Consider the following 13,068-nt stretch of genomic DNA (forward strand, 5'->3'; position numbering starts at 1 on the left):
GGGCCGCTGAAAAAGTGGGCCCGATTCCGTAAGGCCTTCTTATGCGCAAGTCGCGTGCCCAAGCCGATGCAGCGAGGGCGGGCGCGGGTTTGGCGGGGGTGACGCGTCGTTGTTGCTGGCGTTTGTAAATTTGGGAGCAGTGCAACAAATTGCGTCGAAGCGGCTTGGGAAAGGGCTTGGGAAAAGGCGAGCGACGGGCGAGCTACGGGCGGGCATGGCGATTGCGGCGCGCCGGGGTTGTCAACCGGGGTTGTCAACCGCGGTTGTCAACATTTCCGAGAACCGCCAAGCGGTTCGCAGACCCCTCTACCAGGAGCGCCGACTTGAAAACCGTTTCCGATTTTGTGCTCGCCCGCTTGGGCGAATGGGGCGTGCAGCGCGTCTTCGGCTATCCCGGCGACGGCATCAACGGGCTGATCGGCGCGTTTGGCAAAAACCAGGAACTGGAATTCGTGCAGGCCCGCCACGAAGAGGGCGCGGCCTTCATGGCCTGCGCCCATGCCAAATTCACGGGCCAGGTCGGCGTGTGCATGGCCACGTCGGGGCCGGGCGCCATCCATCTGTTGAACGGGCTGTACGACGCGAAGATGGACCACCAGCCGGTCGTGGCCATCGTCGGCCAGCAGGCGCGCAGCGCGCTGGGTGGCGATTACCAGCAGGAGGTGGACCTGGTCAGCCTGTTCAAGGACGTGGCGCATGACTTCGTGCACATGGTGACCTCGCCCTTGCAGGCGCGCCACATGGTGGACCGCGCCATGCGCATCGCCATGGAACGGCGCGGTGTCACCTGCCTGATCTTTCCCAACGATGTGCAAGACCTGGAAGCCGTCGAGGCGCCGCCGCGCGAGCATGGCACGGTGCATACCGGTATCGGCCTGACCTCCCACGCCGCGGTGCCGCCGGAAGCCGCGCTGGATAACGCCGCCGCCATCCTGAACCAGGGTGAGCGCGTGGCGATGCTGGTGGGCGCGGGCGCGCTGGAAGCGGGCGACGAGGTGCGCGCCGTGGCCGAGCGCTTGGGCGCGGGCGTGGCCAAGGCCTTGCTGGGCAAGGCCGTGGTGCCGGACGCGCTGCCCTACGTGACGGGCGCCATCGGCTTGCTGGGCACGCAACCCAGTTGGGAAATGATGAACGAGTGCGACACGCTGCTGATGGTGGGCACGTCGTTTCCGTACGCCGAGTTCCTGCCCAAGGAAGGGCAGGCGCGCGCGGTGCAGATTGATGTGGACGGCCGCAAGCTCAGCCTGCGCTATCCGGTGGAAGTGGGGCTGGTGGGCGACGCCCGCCTGACCTTGCAGGCCTTGTTGCCCAAACTGGAAACCAAAGCGTCCGACCGCTGGTTGAAGGGCATTGAAAAGCGGGTGTCGCGATGGCGCGAAACCGTGGAAGCCCGCGCCATGGTCAAGGCCAAGGGCGTCAACCCCCAACGCCCATTCCTGGAACTGTCCAGCCGCTTGCCGGAACACTGCATCCTGACTTGCGATTCCGGGTCCGCCGCCAGTTGGTACGCGCGTGACGTGCAGTTGCGCCAGGGCATGATGGGGTCGGTCTCGGGCGGCCTGGCCAGCATGGGCTGCGGCGTGCCCTATGCCCTGGCGGCCAAGCTGGCCCACCCCGGGCGACCGGTTGTGGCGCTGGTGGGCGACGGCGCGATGCAGATGCTGGGCATCAATGAACTGATCACCATTGCGCACCGGTGGAAAGACTGGGCCGACCCGACGCTGGTGGTGCTGGTGCTGAACAACGGCGACCTGAACATGGTCACGTGGGAGCAACGCGTGATGGGGGGCGACCCGCGCTTTGCGGATTCGCAATGGTTGCCGCCATTCTCGTACGCGGACTACGGGCGCATGCTGGGCCTGGAAGGCATCCGCGTGACCGAACCCGACGAGGTCGGGCCCGCCTGGGACCGCGCGCTGAACGCGGGCCGACCCACGGTGCTGGAAGTGGTGACCGACCCCGAAGTGCCGCCGATGCCGCCGCACATCCCGGCCAAGCAGGTGGCGGCCTACATGGCGGCCTTGCGCAAGGAAGATCTGGCCACCGGGGCAGCGGCGTTGCGCGCCACGATCAAGCAATGGTGGGCTAGCTGATTCGGGCGTCCGCTTGGCGTGCAACACGCAAGGTGCGCGGCGGGCACGGCGTTTGCGGACAGAGGGGTTCTACCACCAACACGCTGGACGGAAGTTCGGCAAAGGAGATAAAGCATGCAAACCCAAACCAACATCGTGGGCGGTCCCAAGAGCAGCCCCGGCGGCCCCGGCCCGGAAGTCATGGCGGCGGACACGTTGCAAGGCAACGACGTCTACAACTCGGCGGGCGAAGAGCTGGGGTCCATCAAGGACATCATGATCGACGTGCCCCGGGGCCGCGTGGCCTATGCGGTGCTGTCTCGCGGCGGCGTATTGGGCATCGGCGACAAGCTCTTCGCGATTCCGTGGGCGGCGCTCACGCTGGACACTGATCGCAAGTGCTTCGTGCTGGACGTGGACGAAGAAACGCTGAAGAACGCGCCGGGCTTTGACAAGGACAACTGGCCCAGCATGGCCGACGAGACCTGGGCGCGTAACCTGCACACGTACTACAAGCAGGACATCTATTGGTAAGCCAATAGCATCAAGGCACCGGCCGCGGGTCCCCCATCCGCGCGCCGGTCACCATTTCAGTCACCCAATTCACCAACACCGAGGTATAGGCACGCTGCGCGGATTTTTCCGTCAGCGCGTGGTCGGCGCCGTCGATGATGCGGTGGGTCATGGAATGCGAACGGCGGAACGCCGAGCGGTAGCTCATGATGGTGGAATGCGGGATGAAGGTGTCGTGCTCGGCTTCCACGATCAACACATCCCCGCTGAATTCCGCGCAGGCCTTCAGCGCGCGGTTGGTTTCCGGCGCCACATAGGTGTTGCGATAGGCGCGCAGCGTTTCCCGGTTCAACTGGTTTTTCGGCAGCAGCCATTCTTCGTCGCGGTACAGGGCGGGCACATGCAGCGCCAGCCAGCGCACGCGGCGCAGGCCGCTAAGCAGGGCGGCCAGGTAGCCGCCATAGCTGCTGCCCACCACCGCGACCGATCCGGAATCCAGCGACGGGTGGGTGGCCAGCAGGTCGTAGGCCGCCATGACGTCGCGCAGGTTATCTTCGCGCGTCACTTGTAATTGCTGCTCGCGCGTGGCCGCATGGCCGCGCAGGTCGAAAGTCAGGCAGACACAGCCCAATGCCGCAATGCCCTTGGCGCGCGACAGGTCGAATTCCTGGCTACCGCCCCAGCCATGGATGAACAGCACACCCGGCACCTTGTTCTCGGGCGTCAGGAAAGTGCCGTCCAGCACCTGGCCGTCCACCGACAGCGCGATGGGATCACTGTGCGCGGCCATGCCCAACCTCCTCCCAGCCCCCGGGCCGTCCAGCACGGCGACGGACTTGCTGATGTGGCCCACCGCCGAATCCACGCCATGAAAGACCAGATGCTGCGCAATGGGCAGCACCTGATCCGGCCCGTAGCGTTCGCGGGTGGCGGCGCGCACCGAGGTCAGCGAAGGTGACAGCGCAAACGCCTGCATGGCGGCCAGCTCCGCCAGACTGGCGCCGCCCGCCCGCCAGGACTGTTCCAGCACGCCGGCTCGCGCCTGCCCCGCACCGTTCGTGCCAAACGCCACGTCGTAATTGCGGCGCGAGGCGAACAACTGCGGGTAGGCGGTGGACACGGCTGTGTCGTATTGGCAGGCCATGGCCACGGCTTGGCGTTCGTGGTCGGTCAGGTCCAACGCACGCAGGGCATCGAAGCCGCCACGCGCCAAGCGCAGCTCCGACCCGCCGTAGACGGATCGGCCCTGGTTGTCCTGCGTGAGCGATTGCGTGCCCACATACGCGATTTCCATTTTTCCCACCCGCGCCCAGCCCACGCTGTAGGTGGACACGTCTTCCAGGTCCTCTTCCAGCACCAGCCCCAGTCGGCGCATGGCCAGCGGCGACTGTTCTTGCAGCGCGGCGCGCAGTTCCTGGGCATTGCGAGCCACTTTCTGGCCGCGCCCCGCCGTGGCGTCGGTGGGCTTGACGCGCAATGGCCCGGTTTTCAGCAGTTGCAGCCCGGCGGCTTCGGCGTCAGCGGGCGTGAAGACGGTATAGCCCTTCAGCACCACCTCGCGCAGCGCGTCCGCCAAGTCGGCCACCCAGGCCTTGGGCGCCTTGGCCTGCGGGCCGATGAGCCCATGGGTGATGGCCTTGCCGGCCACGAAGGAATGTGGGGCGACGCCACCGTACAGGTCGGCGGCGCGCTTGATGCCCAGGCGGGCCGCGCGAGTGGGGCCGATGATGGTGCGGTCGGGCACGTAGTAGGGGGGCGGTTCGTCGCGCCGTCGGCTGGGCCGGAAGTCTGGTTCAAAGCGGCGCCCCAACAAGGCCGCCAGGCGCAGGGCCATGGCTTCTTGCGACGCCACCTCGTGTTCAGAGGCACTGGCGCGCCGGGGGTAGGCCACCACCAGGTCGGATTCACTATCGGGTTCACGCTGGGCAGGGTGGCGTTTCATGAGGGCGGGTGAAGCAAGTTGTGTTCCTGTTGGGCCGGCGCGTGGCGCTTGCGCCACGCGGCGCGGGCTTCGAACAGCGGAAAGGCGGCCAAGGCCAGGCACATGGGGGCCAAGGCGTAGCAGGCGCGATAGGCCAGGGCGGCGCCCAGCGCTTCGGAATACGGCATGCGCGGGGCCAGCACGGCCACGAAGATGGCCTCGGTGGTGCCCAGCCCCCCCGGCACGCGCGTCAACACGGCCGCGAAACTCGCGCACAGCAAAATGCCCATCACCAGGGGATACGACGCCTTGCCCTGTAGCAGCACGTAGGCCACCGCGCCCATGAACATCCATGACAGTCCGGCGAACAGAACTTGCAGCAGCGCCATGCGTGCGCGCGGCAAGGTGACGCGCTGGCCCATCAAGGTGGCCGAGCGGCGGTTCGCGCGGGCGCACATCCACACGTAGGCGATGCCCACCGCCAGCAAACCGGCGCCAATCAGGCGCAGCACACCGTTGCCCACGTCCCAGCCTTGTGGCACCTTCAATGCGCCACTGACGAACACCACGCCCGCCACCCAGGCATAGCCGATCCAGTTCGACGCGGCCGAAAAGACGGCCACGCGTGTCGCCACCGATTTACGGCAGCCCAGCCTGGCGTACAGGCGCAAGCGCGCGCCCAGGCCGCCCACCAGCACGCCCAGGCTGAGGTTCAGCGCGTAGCTCAGCATCGCGATGCCCATCACACTGGGCCAGCCCAGCTTGTGCCCGGTGTAGCGGCGGCCCAGCAGGTCCAGCGCGCCATAGCTCAGATAGCCCAGCACCACTAGGCCGCTCGCCATCAGGATGGACTCGCCGGGAATGCTGCGCATGGCCTGCCAGACTTTCGGCCAATCCACCGAGCGGCCGAAATAGAACAGCAGCACGGCCACGACCGCCAGCACCACCCAGGGCAGCACCTTCTTGATACGCGGCCAGCGGTGGCGCAAGGAGCGCATGAACGTCGTTCGGTAAACCCTCATGCGGCCTCGCTTTCGCCGGGTTCAGGCGGCTTGATGGTTTGCAGACGCGGCTTGTGCGCCGGCAGGGCGCCTGCCCAGGCCGGAAAGCGCCGCAGAAAGTGAAACACCACCACGCCCACCCAGAAGCGCCGCAGCGCGCGTGTGGACTTGGGGCTGAACGGCACGGTCTTGCAGTCCTGCTCGATCAGGCGATCCAGGCTTTGTCGCAGGGCCTGATTCAGCGAACGGTCGCGCACCACCACGTTGGCTTCCAGGTTCAGGGCCAGGCTCAAGGGGTCCAGGTTGCTGGAACCCACGGTGCACCAGTCGTCATCCACGCAAGCCACCTTGCCGTGCAGCGGCCGCTTGCAGTATTCGTAGATTTCGACGCCCGCATTCTTCAGATAGTCATACAGCATGGTGGCGGCCAGGCGCGCCACCAGCATGTCGGGTTCGCCTTGCAGCAGCAGGCGCACGCGCACGCCCCGGCGCGCGGCCTTGGTCAGGTCGCGCAGCAGGTGATAGCCAGGGAAGAAATAGGCATTGGCAATCAGCACGTCGTGGCGGGCGGCGCGCAGGCCGGCGCGGTAGTAGCGTTCGATGTCGGTGGTGTTGCCATCGTTGTCGCGCACCACCAGGCGCCCGCCGCCATCGCCCTCGGGCACGGAAGCGGCGGCGGGGCGCCGCCATCGGCGTCGGGGCTTCGCAACGCCCAGGGCAGACCGGGCATAGTCGGCCAGGTCGGCCGCCAAGGGGCCGTCCACCCGCACCGCATAGTCCTGCTTGGCCTCGGGGCCGAAGTCGGCCAGATGATCCGCCGAAAAATTGATGCCGCCGATCAGCGCGCACACACCGTCCACCGCCACGATCTTGCGGTGCATGCGGCGGAACACATTGGTGCGCACGCCCAGCAGGCGCGGGCGGGGGTCGAAGATATGAAAGCGCACGCCGCTTTCGGTCAGGGCGCCAATGAATTCCTGGCTGAGCTGGTCCGAACCGTAGCCGTCCACCAGCACGTCCACGCTGACGCCGCGGCGGGCGGCGGCAATCAGGGTTTTCTGCAAGGCCTGCCCGACCTTGTCGTCGAACAGGATGAAGGTTTCAAGCAGCACTTCGTGCTTGGCCGAATCAATGGCTTCGTTCACGGCGGGGAAATAGGCTTCGCCGTTTTCCAGCAGCGTGTAGCGGTTGCCCGTCCGCCATCCCAAGTCAACCGGCGTCATAGCGCAATCTCCGCGGCAAGGGGTACGTGGTCCGACAGGCGCGACCACACGCGCGAGGCCTGCGGCATGGGGCGCCAGTCACGCACGTTGCGCACATAGATGCGATCCAGCCGCAGCAGCGGCCAGCGCGCCGGAAAGGTGCGGGCAGGGCGGCCCAGGCGCGTCGTGAATACCTCCTGCGCGCCGCAGCCGGCCATCAGGCGGTTGGCGTTCAGGCGCCAGTCGTTGAAGTCGCCCGCAATCAACAGGGGTTCATCGTCGGGCACCTCGCGGGCGACCAATTCGCACAGGCGGCCAAGCTGCTCGCCGCGATGGCGTTCCAGCAAGCCCAGATGCACGCAGATGGCATGCACGGGGGCGTCGCCCGGCACGCGCAGCACGCAATGCAGCAAGCCACGGCCTTCGTGCCCGTCCACGCTGACGTCGTGGTTTTCGTAGCGTTCGATGGGGTAGCGCGACAGGATGGCGTTGCCATGGTGCCCCGCCGGGTAGACCGCGTTGCGCCCATAGGCGTAATCCGTCCATAGCGTGTCGGCCAGGAACTCGTATTGCGACAGCGCCGGCCAGGCCTCGTGACGTTCGGCATGGGCCTGGTGCTCGCCCAGCACCTCTTGCAGGAACACCACGTCGGGCGCCGCCGTGCGCAGCGCCTCGCGCAGGTCGTGCAGCATGAAGCGCCGATTGAAGCTGGTGAATCCCTTGTGGGTATTGACGGTCAATACCGTCAAGCGCCGGTGGGATTCGTCGGTCGGGACGGGCATGGACTCTCCGGGGGAAATGGGTCCGCACCCCTGCGCAAGTTTCGTGCCTGAGCCGGCGCAGACGGGCGGAATTGCCGCCATCCGCGTCCGGGTAGGGGTGGGAATTGCCCGTACTGGTCAAATTTCCCCTGGGTTGAGTCCCTGAACAAGCCGACACAGCGCTCCATGCCGCCTCGGACTCGGGGCGCTCCCGGCGCAAGCCCTCCTTTCAGGCATAAAAAGCAGATTCTGAATCTGCAAAATCAAGGTTGTGCCGGGTTTTGCGCGGGGCCACAATCGGAGTCCCCATCGGGTGGCAACCCGCCCCCGCCCCAAGGAGAATTTGCATCATGACGATTGCCCCTCAGCCATTGGACAGTAGCGTGGTCCAGGCCCTGTCTCGCATCACCACGGCCACGCTGACGACCGTGTTGTTGAAGAAAGGGCTGCGCAACGTCTGGGTGCGCGGCGCGCGGCCGCTGGCGCCGGGCGCCAAGCGGATTGTCGGGCGCGCGTTCACGCTGCGCTTCGTGCCTGCCCGCGAAGACCTGGCCACGCCCGCGTCATGGGCATCGCCGATTTCCACGCGCGCCGCCATCGAAGCCATGCCAGAAGGCTGCATCGCCGTGGTGGACGCCATGGGCGTGACCGACGCCGGCATCTTCGGCGACATTCTTTGCGCCCGCATGCAAAAGCGCGGCGTGGCCGCGCTGGTGACCGATGGCGTGGTGCGTGACCTGGAAGGCGTTGAAGGCACGGGCCTGCCCGTGTGGTGCGCGGGCGCGGCGGCCCCCCCATCGGTGGCGGGGCTGACCTTCGTGGGTTGGCAAGAACCCGTGGGCTGCGGCGGCGTGGCGGTATTTCCGAACGACGTCATGGTGTTGGACCGCGACGGCGCCGTCCTCATTCCCGCCGCACTGCTGGACGAGGTGGTCGCCATCGCCATCGAACAGGAACGCCTGGAAGGCTGGATCATGCAGCAAGTAGAGGCCGGCGAAAAACTCCCCGGCCTCTACCCGCCCAACGAAGAAACCCAAGCCAAATACCAGGCCTGGCGAAACCAGCAACCGTAACCCCCGGGCTCAATTCCCCCCTCGGATATTCCCCGCGACCCCGCCCGCCACGCCGCCAATCGCGGCGCCCGTCCAGGCGCTGCCGCCGGCGATGGCGGCAATTCCCGCGCCCGCGGCCGCCCCAATGGCCGCCCCGGACATGGTCCCTTGCTGTTGCGGCGTCATGTTCGTGCACGCCGCAAGCGTCCCTATCGCGACGCCAATGACCAACGATCGAAAGATTTTCATGACGGCTCCTTCAAGGCTTGCGCTGCATGCCAGGAACGACGACCTCGAACCACAGGGTCTCGATCACCGGACGGTCCAGCCGCGAGGGGTTCGCGGCATACCAGCCGTCCAGGCTGTCGCGCACGGTATCCAGGGTGTGCGTTTGCAGGCCCTTGGAGAACCTGGGCACCAGGGTCTGCGTATCGGGCGGCGCGCGGCGTGCCTGGTACGCGCGTTCGACTTCAAGCAGGTTGGCAATCCCCAATAGATAGGCTTTCTTGAGATTGGCATCGGACTCGGTCCACTGCTTGCCGGTGACCATGGGGGCGGGGTCTGGCATTTGCGCCACGCTGGGCGCGGTGCACAGCAGCGACAGCGCCAAGGCTGCCGGTCCTAACAGGTGTTTCACTTTCATCGCATCGCTCCTAGCGGGCTTAAAAGATCAAAAACAACCTTTAGACACCGTCCACGTAGACCGGGCCAGGATGGCCCGCGCGGAAAACGGTATCACTGAATTTATGCCTGAACGCGGGCCTCGGCAAGCAGGCTTTTGATGGTAGGCAAGAGACGGATGGTCGCGGGCCGCCGCCATGGCGCGTAAAATGCGCCGCTTGATGCCGGCCTTTGCCGGCGTCGTGGATTGATTGCACGCATGCGTACCGGACTGTTCCGTCGCCTTCCTCGCTTTGCCTCGGCCGCCGATTTCGGACGGCTGTTGCTGCTGCTGTTGCTGGTGGCGCGGGCCTGGGTGCCGACCGGCTACATGCCCGATGCCGACGCGCTGCGGCAAGGCCGGCTGGCGCTGGGCTTCTGTACGGCGGGCGGCAACGTCATGGCGGCGCTGCAATCGCTGCCCGCGCCCGCTGACGATCATCCAACGATGCACGGCGATCACGGGCTGCACGGCGGTGAGGGCTACTCCGGCAACAATAGCCATCACGGCCATCACGGCGCCGGGCATGATGACGAACGCGGCGCGGGGCAGGAATGCCCGTTTGGCCTGAGCGCCCATCAAATCCTGAACCTGCCCCCCTTGGCGACCGTGGCGCCGGTGCTGTTGCGCTGGTTGGCGCAGCGCCCGCTGAAGCGGGACGGCGCGCGCCCACCCATGCCGGCCGCTGGCCCGCCACTGGGGCAACGGGCGCCACCCTCGATACGCGGATAACTGTTTCCGCCATGCGCCCCGCGCGCATGATTGCCGCCCGACTGGGGCGGCGTTGTTCGTATTCGAGATTTCCATGTCCACACAAACCCTGGATACCCCCGCCGCGCCCGCACGCGCGCGCGCCGTGGGCCACAGCGCCTTGTTGGCGCTGATCACGCGCCTGCATTTCTACATCGGGCTGTTCGTCGGCCCCTTCATCCTGGTGGCCGCGGTCACCGGCACCCTGTTCGTGCTGACCCCGCAGATCGAAAACCTGCTCTATGCCGACCAATTGCACACCTCGTCCACCGGGCCGGCGCAGCCCCTGGCCAGCCAGGTCCGGGCGGCACAGGAGCGCATCGGCGTAGGCCCGCGCCTGTTTGCCGTGCGGCCCGCGCCCGCGCCGGGCGACACCACCCGCGTGATGTTCACGCAGCCCGGCATGGGCGATTCGGAAAGCCGCGCGCTGTTCGTTGACCCCGTCACGCTGGACATCAAGGGCGACATGATGGTCTACGGCACCAGCGGCACGCTGCCGTTTCGCACTACGCTGGACTATCTGCACCGCAACCTGATGCTGGGCGCGCTGGGCCGCAACTACAGCGAACTGGCCGCGTCCTGGATGTGGCTGGCCACGCTGGGCGGGCTGGTGCTGTGGTGGGCCGGGCGACGCCGCCAGGCAAACGCAAATCAGGCAATGGCGCAAGCCGCGGCCCAAGCCCGCAGCCCCCGGTTGCGGGCGCGCAGCTGGCACACCGTGTTGGGTCTGTGGCTGGCGCTGGGGCTGTTGTTCCTGTCCGCCACGGGTTTGACGTGGTCGAATTGGGCGGGCGGCCGCGTGGACCAACTGCGCGCGCAACTGGGCTGGATCACCCCGGCGATTACGCTGAAGCTGCCTGGCGCGGCGGCCGATGCCGCGGCGGTCGATGCCGCGGCGGCCGGTGCCGCGGCGGCCGGTGCCGCGGCGGCCGGCGGTGAACACGCGCACCATCACGGCGGCATGCAGATGGGGGGCGGGATGGCAAGCCCCATGGCAAGCTCGCAAGACCCTGCCCGCGATTTCGACCGCATCCTGCAAACCGCGCGCCAGGGCGGCATCGACAGCAAGCAGTTGGAGATCCGTCCGCCGCGTAGCGCCGACCAAGCCTGGATGGTGCGCGAGGTAGCTCGTTCCTGGCCCACCCAGGTTGACACCATCGCCATCGACCCGGCCACCTACGCCATTACCAGCCGCGCCGACTTCGATACCTTCCCGCTGATTGCCAAGCTGATCCGCTGGGGCGTGGACATGCACATGGGCATCCTGTTCGGCTGGCCCAACCAGTTGCTGATGGGCGCGATCGGCTTGGCGCTGTCGGCCATGATCGTGCTGGGTTATCGCATGTGGTGGTTGCGGCGTCCGGCAGCGGGAGCGGGCGCCCAAACCCTGACCCAAGCCTGGGCCGCCTTGGGCTGGCCGGCGCGTATCGCGGCCTTGGCCGTGGCGGCGGCGCTGGGTTGGTGCCTGCCGGTCATGGGGGCGAGCCTGCTGGCCTTCCTGGTGGTGGACGTGCTGCGTTCGTGGCGCCTTCAGTTGCCCACGCGGCGCGCGTAGCTGGCCAGTACGATGCGCTCGGACTGCGCCAGGTAGTCCTTCAGCGCATCGGCCGCCTTGCCGAATTCGCCGGCTTCGACATTCTGCAGAATCTGCTGGTTCATGTCGGCATAGGGCGCATGCAGGAATTCCGGGTCTTGCAGCAGCCCGAAGACCAGCCGCAATTCGGCCAGCAATAAGGAAAACATGGCGTTCAGCCGTTCACTGTCGGCCAATTCCACAATGGCCATGTGAAACGCCATGTTGGCCGTGCCCACGCCGGGCCAGTCCTGGCGTTCGCGGCAGGCCAGGGCGTCTTCGACCGCCTGGCGCATGCGCTGGCGCGCCGGATGGTGCGGATACGCCTGCGCCAGCGCCTGGCATTCAATCATGCGCCGCACCCGATAAATATCAATAATGGAAGCCATGCTGGGCACGGCCACGGCCACCCCGCGGTTGGGCGAGTGCGTCAGCAGGCCTTCCTTGGTCAGGTTGCGAAACGCCTCGCGCAGTGTGTTGCGCGAGACGTCCAGCGATTGCGTCAGGGTGGCTTCCGATAGCCGCTGGCCGGGCATGAATTCCCCGTTGATCAGGCGGCGGCGGATCTGCTCGGTGACCTTGTCGGTCAGGGTCTGGTGCGCGGCGGGCGTTGTCATAGGCAGGGAAGGCGGTGGTCCGGTAGTGAAATTACCGATAGGCGAAAGCTTAGCTTTGATCTACCATACTAACCAATTTGTAGAACAATTGTGTAACTATCGTTCCACGATCGGCGGCAACCGCATCGCTGCCGCAGGCGGACTAAGGATCAGACATGGCTGAGATCGATTTAAACAGTGACTTGGGTGAAAGCCTTGGCGCCTGGCGCATGGGCGACGACGCGGCCATGCTGGCGGTGGTGTCCAGCGCCAACGTGGCCTGCGGTTTCCATGCGGGCGACCCGGCCGGCATCCTGACCACCCTGAAGGCCGCCGCCGCCAATGGCGTGACGGTGGGCGCGCATGTGTCCTACCCCGACCTGACCGGTTTCGGCCGCCGCAACATGGACGTGGCCAGCGCCGACCTGGTGGCCGACGTCATCTACCAGATTGGCGCGTTGAAGGGCTTGGCCGCCGCCGCCGGCACCGACGTGCGCTACGTCAAGCCGCATGGCGCGCTGTACAACACCATCGCCCACGACGCCCGCCAGGGCAACGACGTGATCACGGCCATTCTGGAGATAGACCCCAGCTTGATCCTGGTGGGCCTGGCCGGCGCGCCGCTGTTGACGCTGGCGCAAGAGCGCGGCCTGCGTGTGGTGGCCGAAGCCTTCGCCGACCGCGCTTACACCCCGCAAGGCGCGCTGGTGTCGCGCCGCGAAAAAGGCGCCGTGCTGCATGACCCGCAGGCCGTGGCGCAACGCATGCTGCGTCTGGTGCAAGAGGGCGTCGTGGAAGCCATCGACGGCAGCCTGACCCGCGTGCAAGCGGACTCCATCTGCGTGCATGGCGATAGCCCCGGCGCGGTGGACATGGCACGCGCGCTGCGCAGCCAGCTGGAACAGGCGGGCGTTCGCATCCGCTCGTTCGCCGCGACGGCCGCCGGCCAAACCGCCTAGGAGCCGG

General features: G+C 66.9%; 13 protein-coding genes and 1 pseudogene. 6 read left to right on the top strand and 8 right to left on the bottom strand.

The window, feature by feature from the left end; genetic code table 11:
* The first annotated feature begins 323 nt into the window (after window positions 1-323).
* Window positions 324-2,093 carry a thiamine pyrophosphate-requiring protein gene (locus ELS24_RS14615; RefSeq protein WP_127184545.1) on the top strand — a complete coding sequence of 590 codons (1,770 nt, stop codon included), beginning with the start codon at window positions 324-326 and terminating at the stop codon, window positions 2,091-2,093.
* 114 nt (window positions 2,094-2,207) lie between these two features.
* Complete coding sequence (locus ELS24_RS14620) at window positions 2,208-2,606, top strand: PRC-barrel domain-containing protein (protein ID WP_050444848.1); 399 nt, start codon at window positions 2,208-2,210, stop codon at window positions 2,604-2,606.
* Between the two features lie 10 nt (window positions 2,607-2,616).
* Here ELS24_RS14620 and ELS24_RS14625 read toward each other — a convergent pair whose 3' ends face one another.
* From ELS24_RS14625 to ELS24_RS14645, 5 genes and pseudogenes are all read right to left on the bottom strand, one after another.
* Entirely contained in the window at window positions 2,617-3,375 is a 759-nt protein-coding gene (locus ELS24_RS14625) for an alpha/beta hydrolase family protein (protein WP_050444847.1), read from the bottom strand.
* Between the two features lie 27 nt (window positions 3,376-3,402).
* Window positions 3,403-4,527, bottom strand: a pseudogene (locus ELS24_RS14630) (DUF3182 family protein); the annotation flags it as partial.
* Window positions 4,524-5,528 (bottom strand): lysylphosphatidylglycerol synthase domain-containing protein, encoded by a 1,005-nt coding sequence (locus ELS24_RS14635; RefSeq protein WP_127184546.1) that lies wholly within the window; start codon window positions 5,526-5,528, stop codon window positions 4,524-4,526. The gene ELS24_RS14635 and the pseudogene ELS24_RS14630, both read right to left, overlap by 4 nt.
* Window positions 5,525-6,730 carry a cardiolipin synthase ClsB gene (gene clsB / locus ELS24_RS14640; RefSeq protein ID WP_127184547.1) on the bottom strand — a complete coding sequence of 402 codons (1,206 nt, stop codon included), beginning with the start codon at window positions 6,728-6,730 and terminating at the stop codon, window positions 5,525-5,527. Before clsB ends, ELS24_RS14635 begins: the two co-directional genes overlap by 4 nt.
* Complete coding sequence (locus tag ELS24_RS14645) at window positions 6,727-7,491, bottom strand: endonuclease/exonuclease/phosphatase family protein (RefSeq protein ID WP_127184548.1); 765 nt, start codon at window positions 7,489-7,491, stop codon at window positions 6,727-6,729. The genes clsB and ELS24_RS14645 overlap by 4 nt, the downstream gene beginning before the upstream one ends.
* A 329-nt stretch (window positions 7,492-7,820) precedes the next feature.
* On the opposite strand from ELS24_RS14645, the gene ELS24_RS14650 reads away from it, so the two are divergent.
* Entirely contained in the window at window positions 7,821-8,543 is a 723-nt protein-coding gene (locus ELS24_RS14650; RefSeq protein WP_050444842.1) for a ribonuclease activity regulator RraA, read from the top strand.
* A gap of 9 nt (window positions 8,544-8,552) precedes the next feature.
* Here the strand turns inward: ELS24_RS14650 and ELS24_RS14655 are convergent, their stop codons facing one another.
* Both ELS24_RS14655 and ELS24_RS14660 read right to left on the bottom strand, forming a co-directional pair.
* The gene (locus tag ELS24_RS14655; RefSeq protein ID WP_050444841.1) at window positions 8,553-8,771 is read right to left on the bottom strand and encodes a hypothetical protein; all 219 of its coding nucleotides are present in this window, start codon (window positions 8,769-8,771) and stop codon (window positions 8,553-8,555) included.
* 10 nt (window positions 8,772-8,781) lie between these two features.
* Window positions 8,782-9,165 (bottom strand): hypothetical protein, encoded by a 384-nt coding sequence (locus ELS24_RS14660; RefSeq protein WP_083447197.1) that lies wholly within the window; start codon window positions 9,163-9,165, stop codon window positions 8,782-8,784.
* Window positions 9,166-9,402: 237 nt separating this feature from the next.
* Between ELS24_RS14660 and ELS24_RS14665 the strand changes: the two genes are divergently transcribed.
* A complete protein-coding gene (locus ELS24_RS14665; RefSeq protein ID WP_127184549.1) occupies window positions 9,403-9,915 on the top strand; it encodes a DUF2946 family protein in 513 nt (170 codons plus the stop codon).
* A 73-nt stretch (window positions 9,916-9,988) separates the two neighbouring features.
* Window positions 9,989-11,488 carry a PepSY-associated TM helix domain-containing protein gene (locus ELS24_RS14670; protein WP_127184550.1) on the top strand — a complete coding sequence of 500 codons (1,500 nt, stop codon included), beginning with the start codon at window positions 9,989-9,991 and terminating at the stop codon, window positions 11,486-11,488.
* On the opposite strand, the gene ELS24_RS14675 is transcribed toward ELS24_RS14670, so the two are convergent.
* The gene (locus ELS24_RS14675; RefSeq protein WP_050444839.1) at window positions 11,464-12,123 is read right to left on the bottom strand and encodes a GntR family transcriptional regulator; all 660 of its coding nucleotides are present in this window, start codon (window positions 12,121-12,123) and stop codon (window positions 11,464-11,466) included. The two genes, ELS24_RS14670 and ELS24_RS14675, sit on opposite strands and share 25 nt — an antisense overlap.
* A 155-nt stretch (window positions 12,124-12,278) precedes the next feature.
* Here ELS24_RS14675 and ELS24_RS14680 point away from each other — a divergent pair, with 155 nt between their 5' ends.
* Window positions 12,279-13,061, top strand: coding sequence for a LamB/YcsF family protein (locus ELS24_RS14680; protein WP_127184551.1), 783 nt, complete (start codon window positions 12,279-12,281; stop codon window positions 13,059-13,061).
* The last annotated feature ends 7 nt before the right edge of the window (window positions 13,062-13,068 follow it).

This window comes from Achromobacter spanius, from assembly GCF_003994415.1.
Lineage (GTDB): Bacteria > Pseudomonadota > Gammaproteobacteria > Burkholderiales > Burkholderiaceae_B > Achromobacter > Achromobacter spanius_C.